This window comes from Leisingera methylohalidivorans DSM 14336, assembly GCF_000511355.1.
GTDB lineage: Bacteria > Pseudomonadota > Alphaproteobacteria > Rhodobacterales > Rhodobacteraceae > Leisingera > Leisingera methylohalidivorans.
The window spans coordinates 3,469,906-3,496,849 of record NC_023135.1 but is presented as its reverse complement, the minus strand read 5'-3'; the positions used below and the strand labels follow the sequence as shown (position 1 = coordinate 3,496,849).

Sequence of the window (26,944 nt, the reverse complement as noted above, 5' to 3'; positions counted from 1 at the left end):
TTTCCCTATTGTGTGGCATTTTGTGCGATTCTTAGCGTCGCGTGACTGCATTGTGTTCTTGAAATTGAGTTTGGTCAACGTAAACCACAATAAGCCACGATCATTCTCGAAATACGTCAATCTTCACACCAAAATGCGAGTCTTGACGTTGCTTTTTGTGGCTTTTGGCTATACGGCTTGGAGCCGCTTCAGGTGCAAAAAAGCTGGATGTGATAATGAATCAGAAGACAACCAACCAGCGTGAAGAAGAGATTCTGCGCGAACTTTATCGCGTCGGCGGTTCCTGCCGAGTGAGTGTTCTTGCCGAACAGCTGAAGGTCTCCAACGAGACTATCCGGCGCAACGTCAAGGCGCTGGAGGAGCGCGATATCGTGCGCAAGGTGCATGGCGGGGTACACCTGAATGGAGACGTCAACGAGCTGCCCTTTGAGAACCGCCTCAGCACACAGGCGGATGTGAAGGAGGTCTTGGCCTGTGGCGTTGCAGAAACAATCAGCGACGGCGATTCTGTGTTTCTCGATATCGGATCGACGACAGCCTATGTCGCCCTCGCCCTCCGGAACCACAGAAACCTCTTTGTCGTTACCAACTCTGTCTTTGTTGCCAGCACTTTGGCGATGCGGAACAACAACCGGGTGTTTCTGGCCGGCGGCGAGCTGCGCGCCCATGATGGCGGCGCTTTCGGAGCCGAGGCGCTCGACCTTGTGCGCCGTCTCAATTTTCAGCTCGCGGTGTTTTCGGTCGGTGCGGTGAACAGCGAGCTGGGGTTCATGCTGCACGACTTGGAAGAAGCCAATATCGCGCGCATCGCTGCTGACAATGCCCAGGTCAGAATCGTTGTTGCCGACAGCGGCAAATTCAACAAGCGCGCACCGGTGTCGTTCGACAAAATGTCCATGATCGATGTATTCTTCACTGACAGCAACCCGCCTGAAGGCATCAAGGCCATCCTGGAGAAGCACGAGATCGAAACCGTGGTCGTCAAAGGCGAAGGCCGCTTAGTTGGTCAGGCAGAAGCGTCGGCGAACAATTGAGGGTGTGAACCGCTCCGGGTTTGCCGGAGGCTTCAACTCCTGAGTAGGATGAAGCCACAATGAGCAAGACAACAAACAAGTATTCCCCTGAGGTCCGCGAGCGTGCGGTGCGGCTGGTGCTGGACAACCGGGGCCAGCACAGTTCCCGCTGGCAGGCGATCATGTCGATCTCCGCAAAGATCGGCTGTTCGGCGCATACGTTGAATGAGTGGGTCAAGAAGGCAGAAGTCGACAGCGGCAAGCGGGCGGGCGTCCCGACAGATATGGCCGATAAGATGAAGGCGCTGGAGCGGGAGAACCGCGAGCTGCGTCAGGCGAACGAGATCCTCCGCAAAGCCTCCGCGTATTTTGCGATGGCGGAGCTCGACCGCCGGTCGAAGTGATGGTGTCATTTATCCGCTGCCCGGCAGCGCATGCCAGCATGCGCGAGAGGGGACATGCATCGCGCGGAGCATGGGGTCGAGCCGATCTGCACTGTCCTGCCGATTGCCCCTTCCACGTATTATGAGCACTTGGCGAAGCGGGCTGATCCGGCCCGGTTGTCGGACCGTGCCCGGCGTGACCAGGCATTGCGGCCCGAGATCCGGCGGGTTTTCGAAGAGAACTGGCGGGTCTATGGCGTTCGAAAGGTCTGGCGGCAATTGCAACGGGAAGGCTTTAACGTCGCCCGCTGCACGGTTGCCCGGCTGATGAAGAGCATGGGTATTCAAGGCGCTCGCCATTGTCCTCGGACCAATGGCGGACAAAGGCTCGCTCCGGGGTGAGCCGCTCAAGACGACGGTTCCCGGCAAGAAGGCGCCATGCCCGCTGGACAAGGTGAACCGGCAGTTCCGTGTGCCCGCGCCCAACATGCTTTGGGTCAGCGATTTCACCTATGTCGCCACTTGGAATGGGTTCGCCTATGTCGCCTTCGTTATCGATGCCTATGCCCGCAAGATTGTTGGTTGGCGTGTCAGCACCTCGGCGCATGCCGGGTTTGTACTCCACTCTCGGCAGCATGCTGCGCATGTGCCTGCCGGGCAATGGATGTTCTGGAGCAAGCTGTTCACAAGCGGCGGCCGACAAAGGCGATGGGGCTTGTTCACCACTCCGACCGCGGCAGCCAATACCTGTCGATCAAATACACAGAACGGTTGCGCGAAGCCGGTATCGAGCCCTCTGTCGGCAGCGTTGGAGACAGTTACGACAATGCCCTGGCCCAGACGGTCAACGGCTTGTTCAAAGCCGAGGTCATTCACCGCCGCGGCCCTTGGCGCAACTTCGAGGCGGTGGAATACGCAACACTCGAATGGGTGGACTGGTTCAACAACCGCCGTCTGCTTGAGCCTATCGGAAACATTCCGCCGGCAGAAGCAGAGGCCAATTTCTACGCGGCTATGGAAACTGAAGACATGGCCGCGTAACTAACTGAAATCAGCCTCCGGCAAACCCGCGGCGGTTCACAGTGCCTTCGACGTCGCCCCCGTGTCCGGGTGTTGGCTGGCCCAAGGCGGCAGTGTTTCTATACAGTGCAGAAGTATCAGGCTCATAGTGGTTCGGGCGCGTTTCGGTGTTAAGGGCTGCTTGTTTTCGCTTCATGACTCAACTGAACACCGACGCTCACGTCGTTTGTCGCCGGTCTCGCACCGGCCAATAGAAATTTCCCTTTGCCTCACAAAAAACCAAACCTAAGCGACGGAATGCGTTTCGATGACCGTAACAGAAGAGGCACAAACACCGAAGTGAACCTCTTCATGACAAAACTCTCCGACTTCCCAGACTGATTTTAGCCATCGCTTGGCAATTCTTTGTTCGGCGCGACGGCGTTCTGACGCGTTAGCCCGATTAGCAAGAACTACGACGACGTGTTCGCATGGACAGCGCCCCTCAGGAGCCAAGAAGAATTTGAAAAAATTAGTTTTCACCGTTTTATCCCTTATCATCATTGTGAGCGCCTATGGCATCGCTTTCGGTATTCCTGAGCATGTCACTCAGCTCTGGGGCGGCAGCGCGACCGAAACAGCTGATGCTGCTCAAGACGCAGGACCAAGACGCCGGGGGCAAGGCCGAGCGACGGGGGTTGTTCTCACCCCGCTTGAAGCCCGCGAGTACACGCTTGTTCTGCGGACCGTTGGCAGTGCTGTCTCGCTGCGCCGTACCGAAGTAACCGCAACCGATGCGGGCGAAGTGGTCGAGACTGCGCTGCAGGCTAATCAGATGGTGGAAAAGGGCGAGGCTCTTTTGCGCCTGGATGATCGCACGGAACGTCTGGCGCTGGAGATTGCTCAGGCCAACCGAGATCAGGCACAGGCCACTGTCACCCGCTATGAGGGTCTGCGCAGCAGTGGCAGTTCAGTTGTGACGGACGTGGCGCTTTCCGATGCGCGCATAGCTTTGCGTTTGGCCGAAGCCAATGTCGGGCTGGCCGAGATCGCGCTGGACGACCGCACGATCGTGGCCCCGATTTCTGGTCAATTGGGCCTCAGCAATGTCAGTATGGGGGACCGCCTGTCGAGCGGGGATGCCATCGTGACGATTGACGATACCAGCAGCCTGCTTGCCACATTTGAAGTACCGGAACGCTCCATCGGTCTTTTGACCGAAGGCAAGCCGGTCCTCGTGTCGACGCCGAACTATGCGGGGCGCCTTTTTATGGGTGAAGTAACTGCCTTCGATAGTCGGCTCGACAGCGTGACCCGCAGCGCGACCGTGCAGGCTGAAATTGCAAACCCTGAGGGATTGTTGCTTGCTGGCATGACCTTTGCAATTCGCATGACCGAAGAGACCGATCCACTGCCCGTCGTACCCGCAACAGCAATCACATGGGACCGCACCGGAGCAGGCATTTGGGTTGCCGAGGGCGGCAGCACACGCCGGGTGCCCGTTACCATCCGCTACCGCGAGGGGGATCAGGTTTGGGTTGAAACAGAAGCCCGCTTGGGTGCGCAGATCGTGGCCGAGGGGGCATCCAAGTTGCGAGAAGGGGCGAAAGTCACGGCCGATGGCGCACTTAAAGGGCCAGGGGCATGAGTTTCGAAAAAAGAGCACAAAAAGCCGGTTTCGCCGACGTCTTTGTTGCGCGGCCAATTTTGGGGATCGTACTGAACCTGCTAATCATCATCGCTGGACTGGCGGCGTTCACCAGCGTCGATATCCGGGAAATGCCGGACGTGGACAGGCCTGTGCTCTCCGTCAGGACCACCTACGAAGGCGCGGTGGCCAGCACGGTAGATACAGAGGTCACGCAGGTTCTCGAGGATGCGCTGAGCGCGCTTGGGGGCATGGCGTATATTGAGTCCACGTCCAGCGCGGGGTCGAGCCGTATCACCATTGATCTGTCTGACGGTACGGATGTCGATGTCGCTGCAAACGAGGCGCGCGAGATCGTGTCGGGCACCCTGCGTTCTTTGCCGGATGATATCGAGGATCCCGTTGTCAGCAAAAGCGACAGCAACGCTGACGCGATCATTCGCCTTGCCTTATTGGGTGACGCGAGCCTCGATGCGCTGACTCATCTTGCTGAGAACATGGTTTATGAACGGCTATCGCTGATCGACGGCATTGCGGAGGTCACGGTGCGGGGCGACCGGGCCAATGAATTCCGGGTATCGGTGAACATGCCTTCGCTGCTGAGCCGCGGCCTTACGATCTTTGACGTCTCCACCGCGCTTGCGCAGCTTCGCGACGACACCGCCCTCGGCGCGCTTTCAAGCGAGTCCCAGACTCTCTCGCTCCGGGTCGGCAACGAAGATGTCACTGTCGAGAACATCAACCAACTTCCGGTCAACGACACGACGCAAGTGGCCGATATCGCCTTTGTTCAACTGATCCCGGAAGACACAAGCGTCTACACCCGTGTGAACGGCGAAACGGCCATTGGCCTCGATATCACCCGGCAATCGGTTGGCAATACGCTGGAAATCTCACGCGACGTCGCAATCGCGGTCGAGGAATTGCGCGACCAATTGCCCGTAGGCGTTCAACTGCTGGTGACCTCGGACGACGGTATTTTCATCGAAGGGTCGATCAACGAGGTCGTCAAATCCATCCTTCTGGCGACCGGCATCGTGGTCGCTGTAATCTTTCTGTTCTTGCGCTCACTGCGGGCGACCTTGATCCCCGCGGTCACGATCCCGGTGGCCTTGATCGGCACATTGGCCGCGATCTGGATCACCGGGTTTTCCGTCAATACAATCAGCCTGCTTGCACTGGTTTTGGCGACGGGCATGGTTGTGGATGACGCCATCGTCGTGGTCGAAAACATTGTGCGCAAGCGCAAGTCAGGCTTGGGGGCCTTCGCCGCGGCAGCATCGGGCACCAATGAGGTCTTTTTCGCCGTCATTTCCACCACCGCGACGCTCGCTGCGGTCTTCATCCCGATTTCGTTTTTGCCCGGCCAAGCGGGGGGTGTCTTTTCGGAATTCGGCTTTGTGCTGGCTTTCGCGGTCACCTTGTCGTCGTTCACCGCCCTGACCCTCGCGCCGGTCCTGTCAGCCCTCTTGGATCCGGGTAAGCCGCAAACCAACGCGGAGCAAAGCCAACCCGGCGCCCTGGCACGCAGCTTCGACTACGTCATGGATTTCGCTATCCGCACGCCCGTGCTGGTTCTCTCAATCGCGACCGGTTTCGCCATCATCGCTATGGGGGCCGCGATGACGCTGCCCTCCACTGTCACACCCGAAGAAGACCGTGGGTTCTTCCTCGTGCAGGCGCGCGGAGCCTCTGACACGACGATTGACTATCTGGATACGCAGGTTCGGTTGATCGAGGACATTCTCGCTCCTTACCGAGACAGCGGGCAGATTGAGACTGTCCAAAGCATCATCGGCGTCGGGGGCGGCACCAGCGCATTTATCGTCGTGCGCTTGCCGGACTGGGCCGAGCGCGACTTCACCCAGCAGGAGCTGATTGCACAGATCAGCGGCCAATTGACGACAGTCCCCGGTGTGCAGGTCAGCGCCCGTTCCACCAACAGCCTCAACATTCGCGGCGCAGGCGGCGGCCTGAGCTACGCAGTGACCGGCACGAACCTTGCCACCATGACCGAGGCCGCCGAAGCTCTTGCCGCGGCTATGTCGCAGGATCAGACGTTCCTGAATCCGCAACTGTCTAACAACAGCATTAATGCACAGTTGGAAGTGAGGATAGACGACAGCGCCGCGGGGGGCATGGGCCTGAACAGCGCGGATATTACCGCGCTCGTGAGTGCTATGGTTCAAGGCGATGTTGCCGTCAGCGTCTTTTCCGATGATGTGGAAATAGACGTCAACGTCGTCCCCGGTGGGCCGCCGATTGATGATCCCTCCGACCTTGAAACCATGTCCATCCGGCTCGACACTGGGGCCTATATCCCATTGTCCACCGTCGCATCGCTGGACATGGTGGTGAGCGATGCTCAGATCGAACGTTTGGCTGGCGCCTTGTCCGTTTCGATGCAGGCGAACCTTGGGGAAGGCGTTGACTTGTCGACAGCGATGGAACGTCTGCTCGCAATTTCAGATGAAATCCTGCCCGACAATATGGGCATTGCCTTCACCGGAGAGGCTGCAACGCTCGACGGTTCCCAAGGCGGTATCTACATTGTCTTCGGCGTCGCTCTGATCGTCGTGCTGCTGGTACTCGCCGCCCAGTTCGAAAGCTTTGCCAGCGCGGTTGTCATCATGATGACTGTGCCCTTCGGCCTTGCCGCGGCACTCCTGGCGATCTCGATGACCGGCGGTTCGCTGAACTACTACAGTCAGATCGGCCTTGTCATGCTGATCGGGGTCATGGCGAAGAACGGCATCCTGATCGTCGAATTTGCAAACCAGTTGCGCGAAGCGGGCGAGGACATCGACAGCGCGATCCGCAGCGCACTTCGGCTGAGGATCCGCCCGGTGATGATGACGATGGTCTCAACGGTCCTTGGTGGCCTGCCCCTGATCCTGACCTCCGGTGCAGGGGCCGAAGCGCGCATCGCCGTAGGCTGGGTGATCGTCGGCGGCTTAGGGTTCGCCACGGTGTTCACCCTGTTCCTCACACCGATCTTCTATCGCTGGATCACCGTCTGGGGCGCCGCGCCCGGTAGTGCCGCGCGCAGGCTTAGGTCAGAGGTGAAAGCGGCTGCGAGCGTGTAGTGTAAAAACTTGCAGGATCCGGAAAGAGGGCTGTCGAATGCGGGCTGGAGGCTTTGTTGCACAAATGTCATTGGTGATTCATCTTGCGAATTCAGCATGATAGCTGGGGGTCATGAGCAGTTGGGCCCCTGCGAAGTACAAGACCGGGAACTGGCCGTCTTACAACACCGCGCTGAAGCAGCGCGGATCTCTTTCGAATTGGTTTGATCCGAATATGGGCTGGGAGCCGCCGCCGAGCGGCAAGCGCGGCCGCCAGCAGAAGTTCAGCGGCGCCGCGATCCAGACCTGCCTGACGATGAAGGTCCTGTTTGGCCTGACGATGCGGCAAACTACGGGTTTCGCCGAGCGCCTTTTGCGGTTGGCCGGGTTGGACTGGGCGGCACCGGATTTCAGCACATTGTGCCGTCGCCGGAAGACGCTGAAGGCAAGCCAGCCATATCGCGGCGGCAGCGGCCCGCTGAACCTGCTCATCCCCTCTCATGGCTTGCAAGCATGGTGGCCCTAAATGGCGGATCTGGTGTAAGATGCACATCGGGATCGACGCAGAAACGTTGGAAGTTCGCACAGTCGAAGTCACCACCAGTAATGTTGGTGACGCGCCCATGCTGCCGGAGCTGCTTGACCAATTCCCGCCCGATCAAGACCTCGGCAGTGTCACGGCAGACGGGACTTATGACACCCGCAAATGCCGCGATGCGATTGCCGCGCGCGGCGCGCATGCCGTCATCCCGCCGCGCAAAGACGAAAACACCCAGTTTGCGCAGTTCGTTGGAGGTACGGGCCTGGCCGTAAGCCGGGAAATCGGGGCCCGGCTTGGTCACTGCCTGCTCGGTCGCGTCGTCCGCCGGGTTCGCCAGATTGGGCTTGTACCGGGTGCGCTCAAAAAGGGCTTCGACGCCGCCGTCTTCAACCGCCGATTTGTAACGGTGGAACGTGTCCCTGCTGTTGCCCATCACCTGGCAGGCCTTTGAAACGTTGCCCAGCTCCTTGGCTAGGTTCAGCAACCCGGTTTTGTGTTTGATGATCTTGTCAGTAGAATTCAACATCGTGGTTTCCTCGTTTTGGGGTTGGTCAGCACCACCATCAAAACGGGCAATCATCATCTCCATCAAAAGAAGCGCCGTCCTCATTTCAACTTGCTGAGAAGGGGGCTGTGTCAGATCGCATCGAGACTAATTCATCAAAGATGCCCCTTCGCCGCGAGGCTCGACAACTCGAAGGTCGAGGAACAAGAGCGCATTTTACCATGCTGCGGATGCAGGTACGGAAATCGCTCGCATTTGTGGCGTGGTTCGTTCGGCAGCGCAGCGAACCCCCTGTTGAGGTCGTTCAACAGTACCGATCCCGCCAGATTCCAGACCGCCCTTTCGCTGCGCCGAGGATGGACGGGCTAAGTGCGCTATTCCCCCTGCCAATCCGCTTGGGTCATCGCAATACGGCCCAGTGTTTCCGGCTCTTCCACATTTCGCGCCACGACTACGCGCATGGACGTGCAGGTAGTGATCTGTTCAAAACCCCAAGTCGTGAACGTCGGGTGTTCGTCGATTTCGCCGTTCTTGAACGCCTCCGGCTCGAACACATGCTGCGAAAGAAGCGGGTTCGGCAGAGCCTGAGAAAACGCATCAAGCGCCACAAAGGACAAGATGGTCTGCGGCAGAGGCGAGGCTTTCACGCGGTCTTCGCAGAAGATGCCGACAAAGAAGTCGACCCGGTTCACATCCGAATAAGCATCCTCCAACATCCGTTGCACCTCCGGATCGGAGCTGATTTCCTTGAACGTTTTCACCCGTTCCCGCCCAAGATACTCGCGATAGTCGTTGTACGAGGCAAGTTGGCAGATCCGCCCCTGCCGGATCGAATCCTTCTCTATATCCAGAAGTTCATCCGTGGTGTTGCGCGCTCCAAGCTCCGCAGCCACCTGCGCGCTCATGTCCTCGAACGCGCGTTTCACACCCACGTTCAGCAGCGGCAGGTTGTTCAGAAGGTAGGACTTGTCTACCGGCAAGTCCTGCCCGCCCCAGGTGATCCGGTCCGGGATCAGCGCGTGCCAGCGGTACAGCAGGCTGAATTCCGTGGTGATCCAGTTCGACTTGTTCCATGGCGCGTTCCAGCACACTTTCGGATCGGCAATCAGCGGCATGGCAACCGGGGCGATGTGGTTGATGTAGTCCTCCACAACGATCTTGATAAATTCCACGATCAGGATGTTGCGCGCGGTCTGGAACACCCGTTCGTCATCCCAATCCTCGTGCCGCTTGCCCAGCTCTCTGGCAAGACGGTTGTGTTCGCGCAGCCAGATCGTGTTCAGCATGGAAACCTGAGGCACGGAGTTAACCCGGTCCCCGCCAACCGCAAATAGCGCGTCGCGCATCAAGACCGCCCCGGCGGCGATCTGCGGGTTCTCGTCCTCGCATGCCGCCAGCAGTTTGTGCAGGCCAAGCGGCCAATCGAGGCTTTGGAACTCCGGGGCAATTTCGCCATCCCGGAACAGGAAGGGCGGGTATTCCTCGCCCTTGATGATCTGCGAGCGCAGGTGTCCCCGCCGCTCCTTACCCGGCTTGTCCTCCCGCAAGGCCTGAACCTGCTCCGGCGTGCGGCCGTAGAGCGTGCACATGTCAATCTCGTGGTTGGAATTGTTGCGCTTGCGGTTATTCCCATCCATGATTCCGGTTCGTGGATCCTTTTCCGGCACCGTGCGCAGGAATCCGTCCGTCAGATACTGGGCAAAGGCCGGAAACAAGCAGGTTGATTTAGGGCACATTCTCTGGGTGCCGTCGGGGCGTTTGAAAAGATTCTTGAGATCGTCGGGATCGGGTAGCAGGTCCGGATCAATTTCCGATACGCCAAGGTGCCGTCCGGACCATGTCCGGTCCGTCAGGCTTGACCACGACGAATAGGCGGACATGGTCGAAAACGGATGCGGCCGATACCGTGCCTGACCGACGATCTTGTTAATGATGATCCTGTTGATCCACCGGTGGAGCGGTGGAACCGCAACGATCAGGTTGGCCACCCATCGGCGGTTGAGCAGGGCCATGGCCTTGTCGCCCAGCCTGCCCAGCCAGCGGCGTCCGAACTGTGCCAGCCACCTGGATTTCTTCATCCCGGGGTAGAACGGCAGGAACACGGCAGAGAACACGATATGCGGCGCGACATGGTGCTGCCAGATGTCTTCGAGAATGAAGATGAACCAATAGCCCACCAGAAAGTTCAGCACGGTGAACACCCACCAGCCCACTTTCAACTCGCGCCACATCAGAAAGATGCCGAAGACTCCGCCAAAAAAAACCGGGCCCAGGGCCCAGCGTTCCCAATAGGCCGGCGTCCGGCAGACATCGCCCAGAAGCGGCACGCCGGGGAACAGCGGGATCCAGTCGCTTGGATAGCCAAAGAAATTGAGCAGCCCGCGATAGAACATCATGGCACCCACCAGAAGGCAGGTCAGCTGCAACAGGGGCCTGCGGTATTTTTTCCAGCTCCAGCCCGAGCCCGCAGAGGTGACAGCGGATCCAACATGCGCCATTACTGTTACCTTGTTCATAATTTCTCGATTTATAGCAAAGATTGTGACACACTCAGGCGTGTTGTGTCTAATTCTATTCCCGGTATGGTTGCGGCATGAGGAAATTGATTTTTGCGGTCTTCTTTGTATTGCTTGGAGCGGCGCTGTTCCTTGAATTCAAGCGCCTGACAATTAAGCCATGGCCCGCGACGCATTTCGCGGACATCGACGAGCATTTCAAATACGGTTCCATCGGGGCCGAGGTGGACGGCTTCCCCTATTCCATCTGGCGCGAGCTTCCGACGATCTTTGCCGATGATCTGCCCAACGGTTTTGCCGAGTTCGGTTTCCTGACCGAGGAGGGTCATGACCTGCCCATCGGCGTTTCGGTCCGCCGGATCGGGGTCCCGCGTGTCGGCTTCAACTGTGGCACCTGCCATGTCTCGGCCTATCGATTGAACGGCGAAGAGCATCTGGTCATGGGTGCCCCGGCCAATGCGCTGAACCTCCAAGCGTACATCACCTTCCTGACCACGGCAGCCACAGATGACCGGCTGACGGCGGATGCCGTGATTGAGGCCGCTGAAGCCAATGGCCGCCCGCCCGGTTTCCTGGAGAAGATGGTGTTGCGGTTCGTGGTCTTTCCGCGCCTTGGCGAGCAGGTGGCAGGCCTCAAAGACAGCCTTGCCTGGCTGGGCACCCGCCCGGCTCATGGGCCGGGGCGCACGGATGCGGGCAACTTCTGGCGCGAACGCTGGGGGCTGGAGCCAGACAAGGACAGCCGCGTTGGCACCGTCGATTTCCCCTCGGTCTGGAACCAGCGCATCCGGCTTGACGGCTGGTTCCACTGGGATGGCAACAACGCCTCTCTGGATGAGCGCAACATCTCCGCCGCCCTCGCCGGAGGGGCGCAGGAATGGTTGCTGGAGCGGCACTCCATCGACCGGATTTCCGACTGGCTGATGGATTTCCCGCCGCCCGCCTTCCCTGTGCCCTATGACGAGGCGCTGGCGACGGAAGGCCGAGTGATTTATGAGCGTGAAGCCTGCGACAGCTGCCACGATCCCGGCGCCGCGAAACTGGGCCAGGTGACCTCCTCAGACATCCTTGGCACAGATCGGGAGCGAACCGGGCTTTTCGATGAAATCATGGTCCGTTATTTCCGCACCGTGGGCGAGAAATATTCTTGGCAATTCAGGAATTACCGGGTGACGGACGGGTATGCCAACATGCCGCTCGATGGCATCTGGATGCGCGCGCCCTACCTGCACAATGGCTCGGTCCCGACGCTGGCTGATTTGCTGGCCCCGCCAAATCAGCGCCCTGCGAGCTTCTTTCGTGGCTGCGGCGATTTCGACCCCGTGACAGTCGGATTCATCTGTTCGGACGGTTTCCAATTCGACACCAGGCTTACCGGCAACGGCAACAGCGGGCATGTCTACGGAACGGGGCTGCCCGAGGCGGAGAAGAACGCCCTGCTCGAATACCTCAAGTCACTTTGACCGGGGGCGGGATGAAGCTTGGCGAGGAAAGAATTCCGCCCGACGAGGCCGAGGTTTTTGAAGCTCTCATTGCAACAAACCTGAAGACCGTCTGGATGGAAGGAACCACCGCGAAGCGTGGCCAGCATGGCAAGCATCACGGGCTGGCCAAGGGCACCTTCCAGGTGTCTTCCGATCTGCCTGAGGGGTTTGCAGTGGGCGTGTTTCAGCCTGGTCGAGAATACCGCTGCCAGCTCCGCTTTTCGAACGGTGGAAAACTCGATGATACCGACGAAGACGTGCGCGGCATGGCGATCAAGCTTTTTGACGTCGAAGGCAAAAAACTTCTGGCAGGTCGTGGCCCATCCACCGAGCAGGATTTTCTGCTAGTCGATCACCCGACCTATTTCACTGCGACCATGGCCGAGTACCTGGCGTTCAATCGACATTTCACACCGATACAAGACATGCGCGGCAACGGCATGCTGCCGCTCAAGGTGATCCGCGCACTTTGGGGGCTGGCCATGCTTTCAATCTTTCACAGAAAGACACTCAAAGCAGCAAGGATGTTTGCCGGGAGACAGGTTCACTCGATCCTGTCGTTGACGTTTCACAGCACCACTCCTTATCTTTTCGGCGAGGGCCGCGCGGTAAAATACAAGGCTGTGGGCCATGGTCCGAAGGGCGGCACGCTTGATTGTGATAACGGACTTGGCCGCTCGCTCCGCGACACTCTGAGACAAGCTCCGGTGACGTTTGATTTTGGTGTGATTGTTCAGACGGATGCGATCCGTCATCCGATCGAGGATCCGACCGTCGATTGGGAAGCTAATGGAGCAAATTTCATCTCACTCGCCAAATTGACCTTGGAGCAGCAAGAAAACAGTTCCGAAAAGGACGCATTGGCTGAAAAGCTGCGTTTTAATCCATGGATGGCTTTGCCCGAACATCGACCGTTAGGTTTCATCAATCGCGCGAGAGGTGAGATCTACCGAGCTATGTCAAACCTTAGAGGCCGGAAAACGCGCTAGTTTTTAAACTGTGTGCCAGTTTCACGAATATGCGGACAAACTGAAATCTGAACTGTGACCCGGTTAGTTGGAACAGTTTCAAGCTGGCTTGCAGAGGAGTTCCCTTGCAGATGGCTTTGTTGCACAAGCACCATCCAGGGATTCATCTCACGAATTCAGAATGATAGCTGGAGGTTATGAACAGTTGGGCCCCTTCGAAGTACAAAACCACGACCTGGTCGGCTTACAATGACGCCCTGAAGCGACGCGGATCGCTGTCGATCTGGTTTGATGCTAAGATGATCTGGACGCCTCGACCTAACGGGAAGCGCGGCAGGCAGCAGCGCTTCAGCGGCGCCGCGATCCAGACCTGCCTGACGATGAAGGTCCTGTTTGGCCTGCCGCTTCGGCAGACGGCGGGGTTTGCCGAGAGCCTCCTGCGGCTGGTTGGGCTGGTTGAGTAGGCGGCACCGGATTTCAGTACCTAGTGCCGCTGCCGACAAACGTTGAACGTCAGCCTGCCATATCGCGGCGGCAGCGGTCCGCTGAACCTCCTCATCCCCTCTCATGACTTGCAAGCAAACCACTGCCGGGCAGCGGACAGCACCGGCATCAAGGCTGAGGCTGAAGGCGCGTGAAACGCCCGCAAGTATGGTGGCCCTAAACCCCGGATCTGGCGCAAGATGCACATCGGGATCGGCGCAGAAACGTTGAAGGTTCGCGCAGTCGATGTCACCACCAGCAATGTTGGTGACGCGCCCATGCTGCCGGAGCTGCTTGACCAATTGCCACTCGACCAAGGCATCGGATCAGTCACAGCCGATGGTGCCTGTGACCCCCGCAAATGCCGCGATGCGATTGCCGCGCGCGGCGCGCATGCCGTCATCCCGCCGCGCAAAAACGCCAAACCCTGGAAGCCTGCGAGCGCAGGAGCCATCGCCCGGAACGAGGCGGTCAATGCCTCACGATATCCCGGCCGCGCCATCTGGCGAAGGTGGAGTGGATACCATCGCCGAAGCCGCGCCGGGATATGAGGAGGGTCTGAAAATGATCCGGGGGATCATCTTCCCGACGATTGGATGCACTGTAACAAACATCCCGGCCAGCCGCTCATGGCGAGGGATTTCGACAGGTAGGTCGCCGAAATCCAAATCCGCATCGCCGTGCTCAATCGCTGCTCCGCTCTTGGCATACCCGTCTCAGAGGCCGTAGGATAAGTCCGTCTCGGGTAAGGGGAAGTCCGGGCCTCAGCCGATTTGTGCAACAAAGCGCCACAACCTCGCCTTCCTGGGCTGTTTCTTGGGCACTTTGAGCCCCTCACGCCGCCACAGGCGTTCGACACGCTTGCCCTTGATCAGCCAGCCTGCGTCCCTCAACAGAGCCGCAATCCGACGATAGCCGTATCGACCATACTGGCGGGACAATTCGATCATGCCTGCGACCAGTCGATCCTCATCGGCTCGGCCAACAGGCAAACGCCTCTGCGTGGAACGGTGCTGCCCCAAGACACGACATACCCGCCGTTCCGACACCCTGATGTGACTGCGAATGTGGTCGATGCTGGCGCAGCGGCGCGAGCGGCTTAGTCGTTTTCCCGTGCTGCTTCCGGCAGGATACGCTTGTCCAACGTCAGGTCAGATACCGCTCGACGCAGCCAGAAGGTGCCGCCTGAAATCTTTACGACAACTTGAACCAGAGGCCAGACGTCGCCGGGCCGCCCCGCCGCCTACTTCAGCAGGCCTTCGAGATAGGCGCCATAAGCGTTCTTGGCGAATTTTTCCGCCCGCGCCTTGAGCTGGTCCGCATCGATCCAGCCCTCACCGTAGGCGATTTCCTCCAGGCAGCCGGTTTGCAGCCCTTGGCGCTCCTGCAGGGTGCGCACGAAATTGCCCGCATCCAGAAGCGAGCCATGGGTGCCGGTATCCAGCCAGGCATAGCCCCGGCCCATGGTTTCAACCCGCAATGACCCTTCTTCCAGGTACATCTGCAGCAGATCGGTAATCTCCAGCTCGCCGCGCGGCGACGGTGCAACCCGCCGGGCCCGTTCCGGCGCTGTGCCATCCAGGAAATACAATCCGGTCACTGCATAGTTCGAGGGCGGCACCTCAGGTTTTTCGATGATCTCGCGCGCGCGGCCCTCATCGTCGAACCCGACCACGCCATAGCGTTCCGGATCCGCCACGTGATAGCCGAACACGGTGCCGCCCCCGGTTTGCGCATCGGCGGCGGCCAGAAGGTCCGGCAGACCATGGCCAAAGAAGATATTGTCGCCCAGAACCAGCGCCGAGGGGGCGCCGGCCAGGAAGTCCTCGGCCAGGATAAACGCCTGCGCGAGACCGTCGGGAGAAGGCTGCACCACATACGTCAGCTCAACCCCCCATTGGCTGCCGTCGCCGAGGAGGCGGGTGAACTGCTCCTGGTCCTGCGGCGTGGTGATCACGCAGATCTCGCGGATACCCGCCAGCATCAGCACGCTGAGCGGGTAATAGATCATCGGCTTGTCATAGAGCGGCAGGAGCTGTTTTGAGACCGCCATGGTGATCGGATAGAGCCGGGTGCCGGAGCCGCCCGCGAGAATGATGCCTTTGCGGGCGGATGCGGTTCCTGTGCCGGGCTTGCCATCTGTCATGCCAATTCTCCCAATTCTTTCAATATGTCGTTCAGTCCTGCCCGCCAGTCCGGCTGCGGGATGCCAAAAACTGTCTCCAGCGATGTGCAGTCGAGACGTGAATTCAAGGGGCGCGCCGCAGGCGTGGGATAAGCCGAGGTTGGAATATCCTTTACCGCACAGGCAATGCCGGCCCGGGCAAAAATTTCTCTGGCAAAGCCTGCCCAGCTGGTTTGGGGGGCGCCTGCCAGATGATAGATGCCGGATTTTCCTGGATCCGCCTGCAACTGCCGCGCCATTTTCAGGCAGGCAGCCGCGATGTCCCGGGCTGGAGTCGGCGCGCCGGTCTGGTCGCTGACAATGGTGAGCCGCTCGCGCGCACGGCCCAAACGCAGCATGGTTTTCACGAAGTTGCCGCCATGCGCCGAGACCACCCAGGAGGTGCGCAGGATCGCATGGGCACCGCCCGCTGCCCGCACAGCCTGTTCGCCCGCCAGTTTCGAGCGGCCATAGGCGTTCAGCGGGCCGGGCGCATCGCTGGGCTGCCAGGGCGCCGTGCCGCTGCCGTCGAACACGTAATCGGTGGACACTGTGACAAAGGGGATGCCCAGATCCGCGCAGGCCTGCGCCATTGCGCCGGGAGCGGCGCCATTGACCACAGAGGCCAGGGCGTCTTCTTCTTCAGCCTTGTCCACCGCGGTATAGGCAGCGGCATTGATCACGGCCTGCGGCGCATGGGTGCGGATGGCGGCAGCGCAGGCTTCGGGGGCGCTCAGTTCCGCCTGATCTCGGCCCAGGCAGGTGATGCCGTCACAGGCTGCCAGCTCACGGGCAAGCTGACCGGTTTTGCCAAAAACAAGAATACGCATATCCGCGCCCCTTTCATTCTGTCCCGAATATCCCCGCCGGACGCCGCCTTTCCAGCCGGGTAGCCTTCACTTGCCGGTGCCCAGCCGCTGGCCGACGCCGTCGCGGTCCTGCAGGGCGCGCCACCAGGTCTCGTTGTCGAGATACCATTGCACGGTGCGCTCCAGACCTTCCTCAACCGTCACCGATGGCCGCCAGCCCAGTTCGTCGCGGATGCGGCTGGGGTCGATGGCATAGCGCGCGTCATGGCCCGGCCGGTCGGTGACAAAAGTGATCTGGTCTGTGTAGGATTTCCCGTCCTTGCGCGGTTGTTTCCCGTCCAGAATGGCGCAGAGCGTCTGCACCAGCTCCAGGTTCGAGCGTTCATTCTCGCCGCCGATATTATAGCTGCGGCCCAATGCCCCCTTCTGCACCACCAGGAGGAGTGCATCGGCGTGATCCTCCACATACAGCCAGTCGCGCACGTTGGAGCCGTCGCCGTAGATCGGCAGAGGCTTGCCCGCCAGCGCATTGAGGATCACCACCGGAATGAGCTTTTCCGGAAAATGATAGGGGCCGTAGTTGTTGGAGCAATTGGTCAGCACCACCGGCAGGCCGTAGGTTTCGGCCCAGGCGCGCACCAGATGGTCGCTGGCGGCCTTGGAGGCGGAATAGGGCGAGCGCGGATCATAGGCGGTGTTTTCGGTGAACATCACTGCCGGATCCGCGGGCAGCGAGCCATAGACCTCGTCGGTCGAGATGTGGTGGAAGCGGAAGCTGTCCGGCCTGCCGGCCTGCATCCAGTACTTCCGGGCGGCCTCCAGCATCTGATAGGTGCCGGTGATATTGGTCTCGACAAAATCGCCTGGCCCGTCGATCGAGCGGTCGACATGGGATTCCGCTGCCAGATGCATCACGGCATCCGGCTTATGGGTCTCAAACACGCGGTCCAGCGCGGCGCGGTCGCGGATATCGGCCTGCTCAAAGGCATAAAGCGGGCTTTTTGCGGCATCGGCCACATTTGCCAGGCAGGCGGCATAGGTCAGCGCATCCAGGTTCACCACCTGATGGCCGCGCGCCACGGCCAGCCGCACCACTGCCGAGCCGATAAAGCCGGCCCCGCCGGTCACCAGTATCTTCATGCCGCGCCTCCGGCTGCGAGTATTTTCATCACTTATCCTTCCCAGGCAAAGGGGCTGTCGAAATCCGCCAGCGCGGGCGCGCTTTTGTCTTTGTCCGACAGGACGGGCGTGCCGTCAAACGCCCAATCGATGCCGCAGCTGTCCCAGGCCACCGCGCCGTCGCACTCGGGCGCATAGTAATCAGTGCATTTATAGATCACCTCGGTGTTCGACGTCCGGGTCAGGAAGCCATGCAGGAAGCCCTTGGGCACCAGCAATTGCTTGCCGTTCTCTGCCGACAGCTCGATACCGAACCATTTGCCGTAAGAAGGTGAACCTTTGCGGATATCCACCGCCACGTCGAACAGGGCGCCCTGGCCGCAGCGCACCAGCTTGTCCTGGGCGTGGGGCGGGGCTTGGAAATGCAGGCCGCGCAGGGTGCCGGTTTGCGCCGAAACAGAATGGTTGTCCTGCACAAAATCCAGATCGATGCCAAGGGCGGCCAGCCGCTGCCGGTTCCAGCTTTCGCTGAAGAACCCGCGTGCATCGCCGAACCGTGCGGGTGTCAGCACCTTCAGTCCCGGCAGCCCTGTTTCATCTATCTGCATCGCCTCTGACCTCTTGTCTTCTGTGTATCGCCTGCACCAGGCCGAAGTACTGCTGCCCGATCCGATCCCATCTGTAGCACCGCCGGGCAACTTCGCGCAGGGATTCTACTGCGGCGGTATCGTCAAACCCGCCGGATATCAACTCTGGCACCATAAAGTTAACTGACGAGGACCGAAACCGGGGCTGATTGCGATGATCACGCGGTATCGCGCTGAGCGATGGTGCGCCAGACCTCCATGGCGGCGGTGCGGAGTTCGCGAAAATGTGAGGATTTCATATTGTGGCGTGGCAGGTGAAATAGTGTCCGTCGTCATATAAAACGGGGCTTCAGAGCGGCTTGAGCCCCCGCACGCCCTCGACACGCTACCCCGGATGCCGGCCTTGCTCACGGGCCACCACCCGGAAACACCTGGCAAAGTGGCGTTTTTGCCGGGCGCCGCGCTGGCGCATCTGCATCTTATGCTCAATCGGGAAGGTGTGCCTCAGGCGTGGTTGCGGGAGCGGCTTGCGTTGTGCGCAGCGGAAGCCTGTGCTGCCTCCTTCGGACGCGTTGAAAGGGCACTCGAGCAACGCGATCCTGTGCAGTTCCTGCGACCGGCTGGTGGAGCTTGGTGCCGTGCAGGAACTGCACAGGATCGCGATACGTTCCGGCTCTACGGGGTCTGAGCGATGGCCAAGGATACCGCAGAACCCGAACTGGATCTCGAATTGGAGGCCCTTCCGGCTGACTTCCGGTGGCGGGAATGGATGCGCGGTTCACATATCGCGGCGAAGACGTGGTGGCGACGCTTGAACGGATCTGTAAACGCACCGGTTATCCAGCGACAATCCGAGTCGACCAGGGCAGCGAATTCATCTCGAAGGATATGGATCTTTGAGCCTGCGCCAACGATGTCACTTTGGACTTCTCACGTCCTGGCGAGCCGGCTGACAATGCCTACATCGAGGCGTTTAACGGCCGCCTGCGTGCGGAATGCCTGAACAGCCACTGGTTCATGAGCCTTGAAGATGCGGCCGAAAAGTTGGAGGCTTGGCGTAGAGACTACAACGAAGAACGCCCGCATGGGGCAATCGGGAACAACGTCCCGGCGGACCTCATGAAATCAGTTCACGACACCAGCCCGTGAACCTGATGGAAGTGCGGAAGCTCTAAAGACGGCCGAGGGCACGTCGGGGAGCACATCAGGGGGGAGGATGCACTAACAATCAAACCGGACCACCCGATGGGGGCACGCCAGCCGATGTGCCGTAATCCACTTGTTCAACGTCGATAGCCCGACGCCCGAATTCGATGCCACTTGTTTGCGTGCCAGTCCGCTGATCAGCGCAACCCGCACCGCATCCTGGCGGAATTCATCCGTTCCTCCATGTCCCATCGTTCGTCTCCTTTGCTGCAGTAAATGCTATCAAAGGAGCGGCACAAATCCGTGGCAGGTCCAGCTTGTGAGAGTCCAGATCAGCGGGATCGTCACGTTCCCCTTCACCCGTCGTCGTGCCAGGCTCAGGTTCTGCATCGAGTAGGCACCTGACCTTCTCGATCCTGTAGCGGCTGATGACGTGATGATGAGGAAACAAGGCAACCAAGAGCCAGGAAATTCCGGGAATGTCCGTGGCCCTATGAGGCCGCAGAGCCGATTGGAACCTCGCTCGTGGAAACCATCAGGGCCAGTGGCAGACCGCCACGAAAACAGGTCGGACAGACGATATTACTGACGAAAACGCCGCTGAAACCACCAAAAAATGTCTTGCAATGCAGGAGCCATCCACAGAGGTCATTGCAAGCTAGTCTGAGGGATAAAATACGAACCATCGCTTCGCCGTAATCGGGATCGACCATCGAGGTGCGCAGACTTTCCGGACTTACGCGCGTGCAGCGGCTGCACGTGCAGAAACTCCGAAGCTTCATTTGAGCTAGCAGCGCCGACTTTTCTGTGTCGCAGCAGATTTCATCAGACCAGTCACTGAATGACGCACCTACGAGCGGATTTCAAACCAACCATTCCTGCTGTTCATCGCGCCTTCCAGACACAACAGAACCGCGCCTCCAGGATAAAAAGAGCATAGAAGGCTGGCAAGGTTTCTGTCCAACGCCAGCACTACCGCAACAGCCTTCCGGGCGCTGTGCTGGATGGTCCATTAGGTGCTGGTCAAGGTCGCTCGGAGGATCAAACACGTTATTCTTGGGCCGGCCAGAACGGTGAAAAAGAAAAGCCGCCCCTGAAATGGCACCGCCGCGAGGTTTCACGGCGTCAACATCGGCTTCCCCTGTATTCGGCTGCCCATTGAGGGAATAGGCCGATCAAGTTTGGTCTTCGCGAAGTGAGTGCGCCCGCGGCTTCCCATGTTCGTCAAGCGCAACCATTGTGAATTCCGCAACCACGGCGCGCTCCCGCTGTCCCGAGAATTGCCTTTTGACCATGCAATCCACGTGCAGCGTTATTGAGGATCGGCCTATCCTTTCCGCTTCCGTATAGACGCAGATTGTATCGCCGACTCTGATGGGCCGCTCAAAGTTTAGTTTTCCGACCCCTGCAGTGACAACGCGGCCCAGTGTCAGCTCGCTGCCGCGAATGCCGGCAGCGATGTCCATCTGAGACATCACCCAGCCTCCGAAAATATCGCCTGCCGGGTTGGTGTCCGCGGGCATTGCCTGGGTTCGCAAGGTGAGCTCTTTGGATGGCATGTTCTTCCCATAATTATTAATGCCGATATGGTAACTGGTCTTTGATCAGTTGATCAGTTGATCCGCCCGCGGCCGCGGGCGGATCTGATTTTTCTACAGGAAATTGCCAGCAACCGGTCGCTTGGCTGGTCAGCTGCGGCTCCCCGCTGCGCGCGACTGGGATGCGCCCGGCCATTGGCCAGAGCGCATTTTTTCCCGTGATCTTTCCAGCTTTCCGCTCAGCGCAGCTTGAACTTGCCAGTCGAATACGACAGCTCGATCGTTACTTTGCCCTCGTTGACCAGCCACGGCTTGATGGTGTAGCGGCGCGCGCCTTTCGAATGCATTGGATCGGCATCCATGATCTTGCGGGCGTCATCCATCGACGCCGCGCGGATCACAACGGTCCCGTCACCGCGCCACTCCTTTTCGTCTTCGGTCCAGTTCGGGCCTGCGGCAAACATGATCCCTTCGGCTTCAAGCTTGACCTGATAGTCGAGGTGCTCTTCGACGACCTTAAGCACCGCCTCCAGATCTCCGGTCGGGGTTGTGTGAACAAGATACAGCTGCTTGGCCAGCATTCCCTTTTCTTCGACCAGGCTCTTGATCGCTTCGGCGGGTATGGAATTCTGTGACATTCGGTCCTCCGTGTCAGATAAAAGCGCTTGTGCGCAAGTCATGTCCGGGTTCAGGGGCGGGCGGCAGGGATATGTCTTGCGGGTCCTGCTGCCGGCGGTCGGTAGCAGCGGTTGCTAGAGCACGGCCGTGACCAGCGGCGGAAAGGCCATGAGGATCAGGATCAGCAGCAGCATCGCGAACAGGTAGGGCAACGCGCCGAGATAAACGTCGCCAAGCGATACCTTATCGCCAATGGCGGCTTTCACCACAAATGCGGCGATGCCAAAGGGAGGTGTGAGCAGGCCCATTTCGACCGCCACAATGGTAAGGATGCCGAACCAGATCATGACTTCCGGGCCGATGACACCGCTGCCAAGGGACACAATCAGCGGCTGCACCAGCGGTACCGTGATGACGATAATCGAGGTGGAGTCGAGGAACATTCCCATGACGATAACGATACCCACGAACAGGCAGACGATCGCCCAGAAGCCTAGCTGCATTTCCGTTGCCGATCGCACCAGATCCATCGGCAGGCTGGTCATGACCAGCGCGCGGGAAAATACGCTTGCCCCGATGATCAGGAAGAGCACCGCCACGGAGATCTGTCCGGTTTCGGTCAGAACCTCCTTGAAATTGCTCCAGGTCAGACTGCGCCGGATCAGCGCGAGGATCAGGGCGGCAAAGGCGCCAACTGCTCCGGCCTGGGTCGGCGTGAACCAGCCAAGATAAATGCCGCCAAGCACAACAAGAACGAGGATAGCGATTGGAAGCAACAGCCTCAGGGAAGAAGACAGGGTTTCCTTCTCCAGATCGTCGGGCAGGGTACTACTGCCGACCCAGCCGGGCGCAAAGCGGGCCAGAAGGATAATCGTAATGCAAAACAGGACCGCCAGCAGCAGGCCGGGAACGGCCGCAGCTACGAAAAGCCGACCAACCGAGCTTTCAGTGACAAAAGCAAAGATGATCAACAGCAGGCTCGGCGGGATCAGCATTCCGAGGATCGATGACCCGGCAACGGTGCCCGCAGCAAAACGCGATGTGTAACCGTGCGCGGTCATCTGCGGCACCGCGACCCGGGAAAAGATTGCGGCCGAAGCGATCGAGATTCCCGTGACCGCTGCAAAGATCGCATTGGCAACGACAGTGGCAACTCCAAGACCGCCAAGCAGGTGCCGGGTCCACCACGCAGCAACCTTGTACGCGTCGCGGCCGATGCCGGCGATGTTGGTCAGAAGGCCCATCAGAACAAACAGGGGCACAACGCCGAAGTCGAACTTGTCGATCGTGCCTGTGGCCGCGACCTTGAGCGTGCGGAACGCGACGGCCGGATTGTCGCGCACCAGCCAGATTGAGGCCAGGCCGACGACGGCAAGAACGATTGGCACCGGCATCCCGCAAAGCAGAAAAAAGAACAGGAAGACGATTGCCAGAACGCCAATGGCATTTCCTTCCAGACCCGCATTCGCGATCCAGGCCGCTATTAGGCCAAAGAGCGCAAGGGAAACCGCAAAGATGGCCATTTCCCTGAGGGTTGCCGACCTGCGGATTGTTTGAGAACCCAAGGCGAAAACGGCGGCCGCACACTGAACCGTGAACTCGGCGGCCAGCGCGCCAGCTCCGATCAGGGTGGCCAGCGTGAACGGCCATACCGGCGCGCTGAAGATGGTTTGGGTGCCGAAATAGGACCCTGAGGCAAAGGCCTTTTGGAAATCAGCAAGCAGGAAGCTGGACAGGATTCCAAGAATGGCGACACCCACAACTGCAAAAAGCGCATCCATTAGGCGCGCGGATGCAGGGAACTTGCTGTCCACGGCGCTATAGATGAAGTCGATCCGCGTGATGCGGCCGGTCCGGGCCGCATAGGCGAGTTGCAGGAAGACAACCGGCACAATAGATTTCTCGGTCAGCTCGATGACGCCGTATATCGGGCTGGCGAACAGCTTCAGGCCAACGACGTCGGCGCAAATGAGCAGCATCAACACAAGGATCCAGCAAGTCGCAGCTGCAGCGAAGGCTGCTATGACCTTGTCGTAAATCTGTGCCAGGCTACTGCCTGTCCGGTTCATTGCGATCTCTTGCATGATATCCTCCTCGAAATCATGTGCGGTGAAGTTGCCGGGCAATCCGGCCGCGCGGCAGCTTGCCACGCGGCTTCTCGGGCATCAGTTGGCCCAGTTTCGCAGCGGAGTTTCTCCGGCCTCGGCGATGGCTGCCATGTAGGCGTCCAGAAGTTTTTTCCCGTGCGGCAAGTCCTGGGCCCAATCACCTGCCAGATCGGGAAGGGTCTCGGCCCAACGCATGCGTTCGCTCTCCGGAAGCTCACTCACCGTAACCTTGGGGTCAGAGTCCAGCTTTGCGACGATGTCCCGGTAGCGCTGTTGCAGCAGCGCGCCGTTCTCGGCGCTGTATTCCCGCCCCAGATCGTGCAGCACTTGGCGCACGTCGTCCGGAAGGCCGTCCCAGCTGTCCCGGTTGATCGACATGCCGCCAATGAAGTTTGCGCCCAACCCGATCAGGGTGACATGGGGGGCCACTTCATGAAGACGCAGCGGATAAGCACCGGTCAGGATGACTAGAACGCCATCGGCTACTCCGGTTTCCACTTGGTTGTAGTAGGTTGTCAGGGCTCCGCTTACCGGCACCGCACCGGCAGCAGCGATCCAGGTGCCGGATGGGCCTGGGGCAAGGATCCTGCGGCCGCGCAGGTCATCAATGGAATTCACCGGGAATGTGGTCAGCAGGTGATAAGTGTCAGCTGCGGCCCCGCCGAGGAAAACCTGATTTTCCTCTTCCCAGGCTTCATTCAGAAAGGGCAGTTCGTCATGCAGACGGTTAAAGATATTCAGTTGCAACGACGGGTCATTGGTCGTGAAGGGCGTGTAATAGGTGACGTTCTGATAGGGCATTTTGCTCTCTTCCCAAAACGTGCCTACCCATCCGATATCGGTGAGTCCGAGCCCCACGGCTTCCAGCGTGTCGCTGTAGCCGTACAGCGACCCGCCATAGGCTTCAGTCCAGTCGATCCGGCTTTGCGACCCGGCGGCTTCCAGCCGGTCATTGGCCTCTGCGACCACGCGTGTCGACAGCGGGGCCACCCATGGCAGGGCCGCCGAATGGCTAGAGGCAATGGTGAGCCGGTGCGCGTCACCAGCATGAGCAAAGGTTGCTGCGGCGCTGATAGCCAGTGCTACATTGGCGAGTTTGGCGAGTTTCATAATTCATCCTCCTTTTTGTCTTCCGTTGATGCCTCCCTTTTCGGGATAGGCGCGACCGGGGCAGAGCCGCACGCGAGAGCTACGGGACAGGACATATCTTTCCCTCGCGCTCCCCGCGCGGCACGCCGGCGGAACGTTTATTCGATGCCAATTTTCAGAAACGGGTGCTGACGCTTTAAGGCGTGTTTGGCAGGATCTCAGAGATCCGCTTTCAGTTTAGTGCCGTGCTTGCCTCCTATTTCTGAGCATTTCGCCCCATTCGGACAAAGCGTTCAGAACATCCTGTGCGGCGTCGGCCTGTACCGGGTTGGGGGAAAACCGCCCTTCATCGTCGCATTGCTGTGTATAGAGCGGCGCCACAATATTATGGTTGAGCGGCACCATGTTCAGCGCGACAGCGGTGCGTCGGAGGTCTTCTGCGGCCCTGATCGCCCCTGAAATGCCGCCATAGCTGAACACGGACATCGGCTTTCCGGCCCATTCGAGCGCCAGGTAGTCCAGCGCGTTCTTGAGCGCACCTGGAATGCCGAAGTTATACTCGGAAGATACAAAGACGTATGCATCTCCGCGGCTGATCAACTCGCTGAAGCGCCGGGTGTGCTCATGGGTGTATTGTGCCAGGCGCGGATGGTTCGGCTCGTCCATCATCGGCAGGTTCAGTTCCAGCAAGTCAACGAATTCAACATTGAACCGGCCGTCCTGGCGGGCGGCTTCCTCGAACCAGCGTGCCACGGAAACGCCGCCCCGCCCTTGCCGGATGCTTCCCAGGATGATTTGCAGAGTAAGCATTTCAGTTCCTCTAAGTTTAACGTGTTCCCGTCGTTTATTCGAAGTCAGAGCATATTTTCTGCGACCGGTGTGGGCTGGAAGGCACGAAGCTTCCATGTTGCGCCTCGCCCTGACCACACTGCCAAGTAGCGGCAGTTGAGCACGCGCGGATTGCCCTTCACCTCGGCCTCGCCGTGGATCCAGCCATGAACCAGGGCAAGACCGTAGTGGATCTCAATATTGCCGACCTCAAAGCCCAATTGGTGATAGACGAAATGGCCGGCGGCGACTTTCCCTATGTAGCTGGCGCATGTGTCTTGGCTGCCATCGGAGTGGGTGTAGACCAGATCGGTATCAAACATGCCCAGCAACGACGCGGCATCTCCGGCAAGCATAGCAAGCCGTCTTTGATCTTCGAGGCGGCGGATCATCGCCGCCTCTGTTTCTTGCCTGGTCAATGGCCTGGCCGGCCCATGCAGGGAATGAAATGGCCGATCCATTCTTGCGAGGGGAGCTGGCCCCAGCGGTTCACGACTTTGTAGTTTGACAGGTTTTCACCGGGATCGACTACGCGCGCCTGAAACTCGGGGTCGGCGATCCGCTCCATTTCCGCCGTGCATTCAACCAGAAAGCCGGCTGCATCGACATAATAGACAAACAGATTGTCGCCGGCGCCATGCCGCCCCGGCCCCCAGACCAGTTTGCGGTCGAAGGTATCAAGAACATCTCCCAGCCGTTTGAAGTCGTTGAAATCCGCGAACTCCCAGCTGTAGTGATGGATGCCTGCTGCATCGGACTTGACGAAGGCCAACGTATGATGCCGCCCATCTCCCGCACGCATCCACGACAGTTCCCATCCTGCAGTGCGTTCGGACAGTTTCAATCCGAGCACCCGCATCATTTCTTCCGAGGCTGAGGCAGGATCCCGTGCCGTCAGGTTCGCATGGTCAATATAGCGCGGGTGAATGCCAGGTCCTGAATAACGCGATGGGCGATCACGCAGCATAGGCGTGTGGACCTCGACCAGATGATTTTCTGAAAAACGGATCGTGACCCCGTGCTCCATGGCGGGCAGGGACGGTGTTTCGGACACGACCTCCAAACCTTCCGCCCGCGCCCGGCGGGCCACTTCTCCCACATGGGCGGGTGTCAGCGCTTCAAGGCCGATTGTGTGCAATTCGCTGGCCTCCGCCTGATAAAAGATCAGTTCGGCGTGACGGTCGTTAGACGTCAGCAGCGCGCGGCCATTTCCCTGACCAACCAGCGAAAGGCCCATGACGTCCCGTGCATCGGCTATTGCCGCGTCCAGGTTTTTGACGTTCAGGGCGACAAAGCCCAAGCGGTGTACCAACGGGTCCATATTATTTCCTCC

General features: G+C 59.4%; 17 protein-coding genes, 8 pseudogenes and 1 other annotated feature. Of the genes and pseudogenes, 10 read left to right on the top strand and 15 right to left on the bottom strand.

All coding sequences use genetic code 11. From position 1 onward, the window contains the following. Positions 1-215 precede the first annotated feature (215 nt). From METH_RS17075 to METH_RS23415, 5 genes and pseudogenes are all read left to right on the top strand, one after another. Positions 216-1,034 (top strand): DeoR/GlpR family DNA-binding transcription regulator, encoded by an 819-nt coding sequence (locus tag METH_RS17075; RefSeq protein ID WP_024091732.1) that lies wholly within the window; start codon positions 216-218, stop codon positions 1,032-1,034. A gap of 59 nt (positions 1,035-1,093) precedes the next feature. Next, a pseudogene (locus METH_RS17065) lies at positions 1,094-2,437 on the top strand (IS3 family transposase). Continuing rightward, positions 1,375-1,528 (top strand) — a sequence feature (AL1L pseudoknot). It overlaps the preceding pseudogene by 154 nt. Positions 2,438-2,918: 481 nt before the next feature. Then, positions 2,919-4,043 (top strand): efflux RND transporter periplasmic adaptor subunit, encoded by a 1,125-nt coding sequence (locus METH_RS17060; protein WP_024091730.1) that lies wholly within the window; start codon positions 2,919-2,921, stop codon positions 4,041-4,043. Further along, positions 4,040-7,129: an efflux RND transporter permease subunit gene (locus tag METH_RS17055; RefSeq protein ID WP_024091729.1), complete on the top strand. Its 3,090-nt coding sequence runs from the start codon at positions 4,040-4,042 to the stop codon at positions 7,127-7,129. The genes METH_RS17060 and METH_RS17055 overlap by 4 nt, the downstream gene beginning before the upstream one ends. Before the next feature lie 112 nt (positions 7,130-7,241). Further along, positions 7,242-7,872, top strand: a pseudogene (locus METH_RS23415) (IS5 family transposase); the annotation flags it as partial. Here the strand turns inward: METH_RS23415 and METH_RS17045 are convergent. Further along, a pseudogene (locus METH_RS17045) lies at positions 7,870-8,175 on the bottom strand (helix-turn-helix domain-containing protein); the annotation flags it as partial. The pseudogenes METH_RS23415 and METH_RS17045 overlap by 3 nt on opposite strands. Before the next feature lie 353 nt (positions 8,176-8,528). Continuing rightward, the gene (locus METH_RS17040; RefSeq protein ID WP_156927519.1) at positions 8,529-10,670 is read right to left on the bottom strand and encodes a peroxidase family protein; all 2,142 of its coding nucleotides are present in this window, start codon (positions 10,668-10,670) and stop codon (positions 8,529-8,531) included. Positions 10,671-10,747: 77 nt separating this feature from the next. Here METH_RS17040 and METH_RS17035 point away from each other — a divergent pair, with 77 nt between their 5' ends. The 3 genes and pseudogenes from METH_RS17035 to METH_RS17025 all read left to right on the top strand — a co-directional run bounded on the left by METH_RS17035 (position 10,748) and on the right by METH_RS17025 (position 14,339). After that, entirely contained in the window at positions 10,748-12,133 is a 1,386-nt protein-coding gene (locus METH_RS17035) for a c-type cytochrome (RefSeq protein WP_044008482.1), read from the top strand. An 11-nt stretch (positions 12,134-12,144) separates the two neighbouring features. Next, positions 12,145-13,143 carry a catalase family protein gene (locus METH_RS17030; protein WP_044008481.1) on the top strand — a complete coding sequence of 333 codons (999 nt, stop codon included), beginning with the start codon at positions 12,145-12,147 and terminating at the stop codon, positions 13,141-13,143. 176 nt (positions 13,144-13,319) lie between these two features. Further along, positions 13,320-14,339 (top strand): annotated as a pseudogene (locus METH_RS17025) (IS5 family transposase). A gap of 54 nt (positions 14,340-14,393) precedes the next feature. Here METH_RS17025 and METH_RS24120 read toward each other — a convergent pair. The 5 genes and pseudogenes from METH_RS24120 to rfbC form a co-directional block, all read right to left on the bottom strand. Further along, positions 14,394-14,776: pseudogene (locus METH_RS24120) on the bottom strand (IS3 family transposase); the annotation flags it as partial. A gap of 72 nt (positions 14,777-14,848) precedes the next feature. Next, positions 14,849-15,751: a glucose-1-phosphate thymidylyltransferase RfbA gene (gene rfbA / locus METH_RS17015; protein WP_024091722.1), complete on the bottom strand. Its 903-nt coding sequence runs from the start codon at positions 15,749-15,751 to the stop codon at positions 14,849-14,851. Continuing rightward, a complete protein-coding gene (rfbD, locus tag METH_RS17010; RefSeq protein WP_024091721.1) occupies positions 15,748-16,599 on the bottom strand; it encodes a dTDP-4-dehydrorhamnose reductase in 852 nt (283 codons plus the stop codon). Before rfbD ends, rfbA begins: the two co-directional genes overlap by 4 nt. 66 nt (positions 16,600-16,665) lie before the next feature. Further along, positions 16,666-17,718: a dTDP-glucose 4,6-dehydratase gene (rfbB, locus tag METH_RS17005; protein WP_024091720.1), complete on the bottom strand. Its 1,053-nt coding sequence runs from the start codon at positions 17,716-17,718 to the stop codon at positions 16,666-16,668. A gap of 32 nt (positions 17,719-17,750) precedes the next feature. Further along, positions 17,751-18,305: a dTDP-4-dehydrorhamnose 3,5-epimerase gene (rfbC, locus tag METH_RS17000; RefSeq protein WP_024091719.1), complete on the bottom strand. Its 555-nt coding sequence runs from the start codon at positions 18,303-18,305 to the stop codon at positions 17,751-17,753. Positions 18,306-18,672: 367 nt separating this feature from the next. On the opposite strand from rfbC, the pseudogene METH_RS23410 reads away from it, so the two are divergent. Next, positions 18,673-18,972, top strand: a pseudogene (locus METH_RS23410) (DUF1403 family protein); the annotation flags it as partial. Positions 18,973-19,049: 77 nt separating this feature from the next. Further along, positions 19,050-19,433, top strand: a pseudogene (locus tag METH_RS24115) (integrase core domain-containing protein); the annotation flags it as partial. A 111-nt stretch (positions 19,434-19,544) separates the two neighbouring features. Here the strand turns inward: METH_RS24115 and METH_RS24110 are convergent. The 8 genes and pseudogenes from METH_RS24110 to METH_RS16960 form a co-directional block, all read right to left on the bottom strand. Then, positions 19,545-19,682 (bottom strand): annotated as a pseudogene (locus METH_RS24110) (transposase); the annotation flags it as partial. 923 nt (positions 19,683-20,605) lie between these two features. After that, a complete protein-coding gene (locus METH_RS16990) occupies positions 20,606-20,989 on the bottom strand; it encodes an acyl-CoA thioesterase (RefSeq protein WP_044008480.1) in 384 nt (127 codons plus the stop codon). A 218-nt stretch (positions 20,990-21,207) separates the two neighbouring features. Beyond that, positions 21,208-21,606 carry a YciI family protein gene (locus tag METH_RS16985; RefSeq protein ID WP_024091717.1) on the bottom strand — a complete coding sequence of 133 codons (399 nt, stop codon included), beginning with the start codon at positions 21,604-21,606 and terminating at the stop codon, positions 21,208-21,210. Positions 21,607-21,720: 114 nt separating this feature from the next. Further along, positions 21,721-23,670: a TRAP transporter large permease subunit gene (locus METH_RS16980; protein WP_156927518.1), complete on the bottom strand. Its 1,950-nt coding sequence runs from the start codon at positions 23,668-23,670 to the stop codon at positions 21,721-21,723. 81 nt (positions 23,671-23,751) lie between these two features. Next, on the bottom strand, positions 23,752-24,804 hold the full coding sequence (locus METH_RS16975) for a C4-dicarboxylate TRAP transporter substrate-binding protein (protein WP_024091715.1): 1,053 nt from the start codon (positions 24,802-24,804) through the stop codon (positions 23,752-23,754). Positions 24,805-25,020: 216 nt separating this feature from the next. After that, complete coding sequence (locus tag METH_RS16970; RefSeq protein WP_024091714.1) at positions 25,021-25,593, bottom strand: NADPH-dependent FMN reductase; 573 nt, start codon at positions 25,591-25,593, stop codon at positions 25,021-25,023. A gap of 44 nt (positions 25,594-25,637) precedes the next feature. Next, positions 25,638-26,003, bottom strand: a complete 366-nt coding sequence (locus METH_RS16965) for a nuclear transport factor 2 family protein (RefSeq protein ID WP_024091713.1) — start codon at positions 26,001-26,003, stop codon at positions 25,638-25,640. Positions 26,004-26,026: 23 nt separating this feature from the next. Then, entirely contained in the window at positions 26,027-26,932 is a 906-nt protein-coding gene (locus tag METH_RS16960; RefSeq protein ID WP_024091712.1) for a VOC family protein, read from the bottom strand. Positions 26,933-26,944 lie beyond the last annotated feature (12 nt).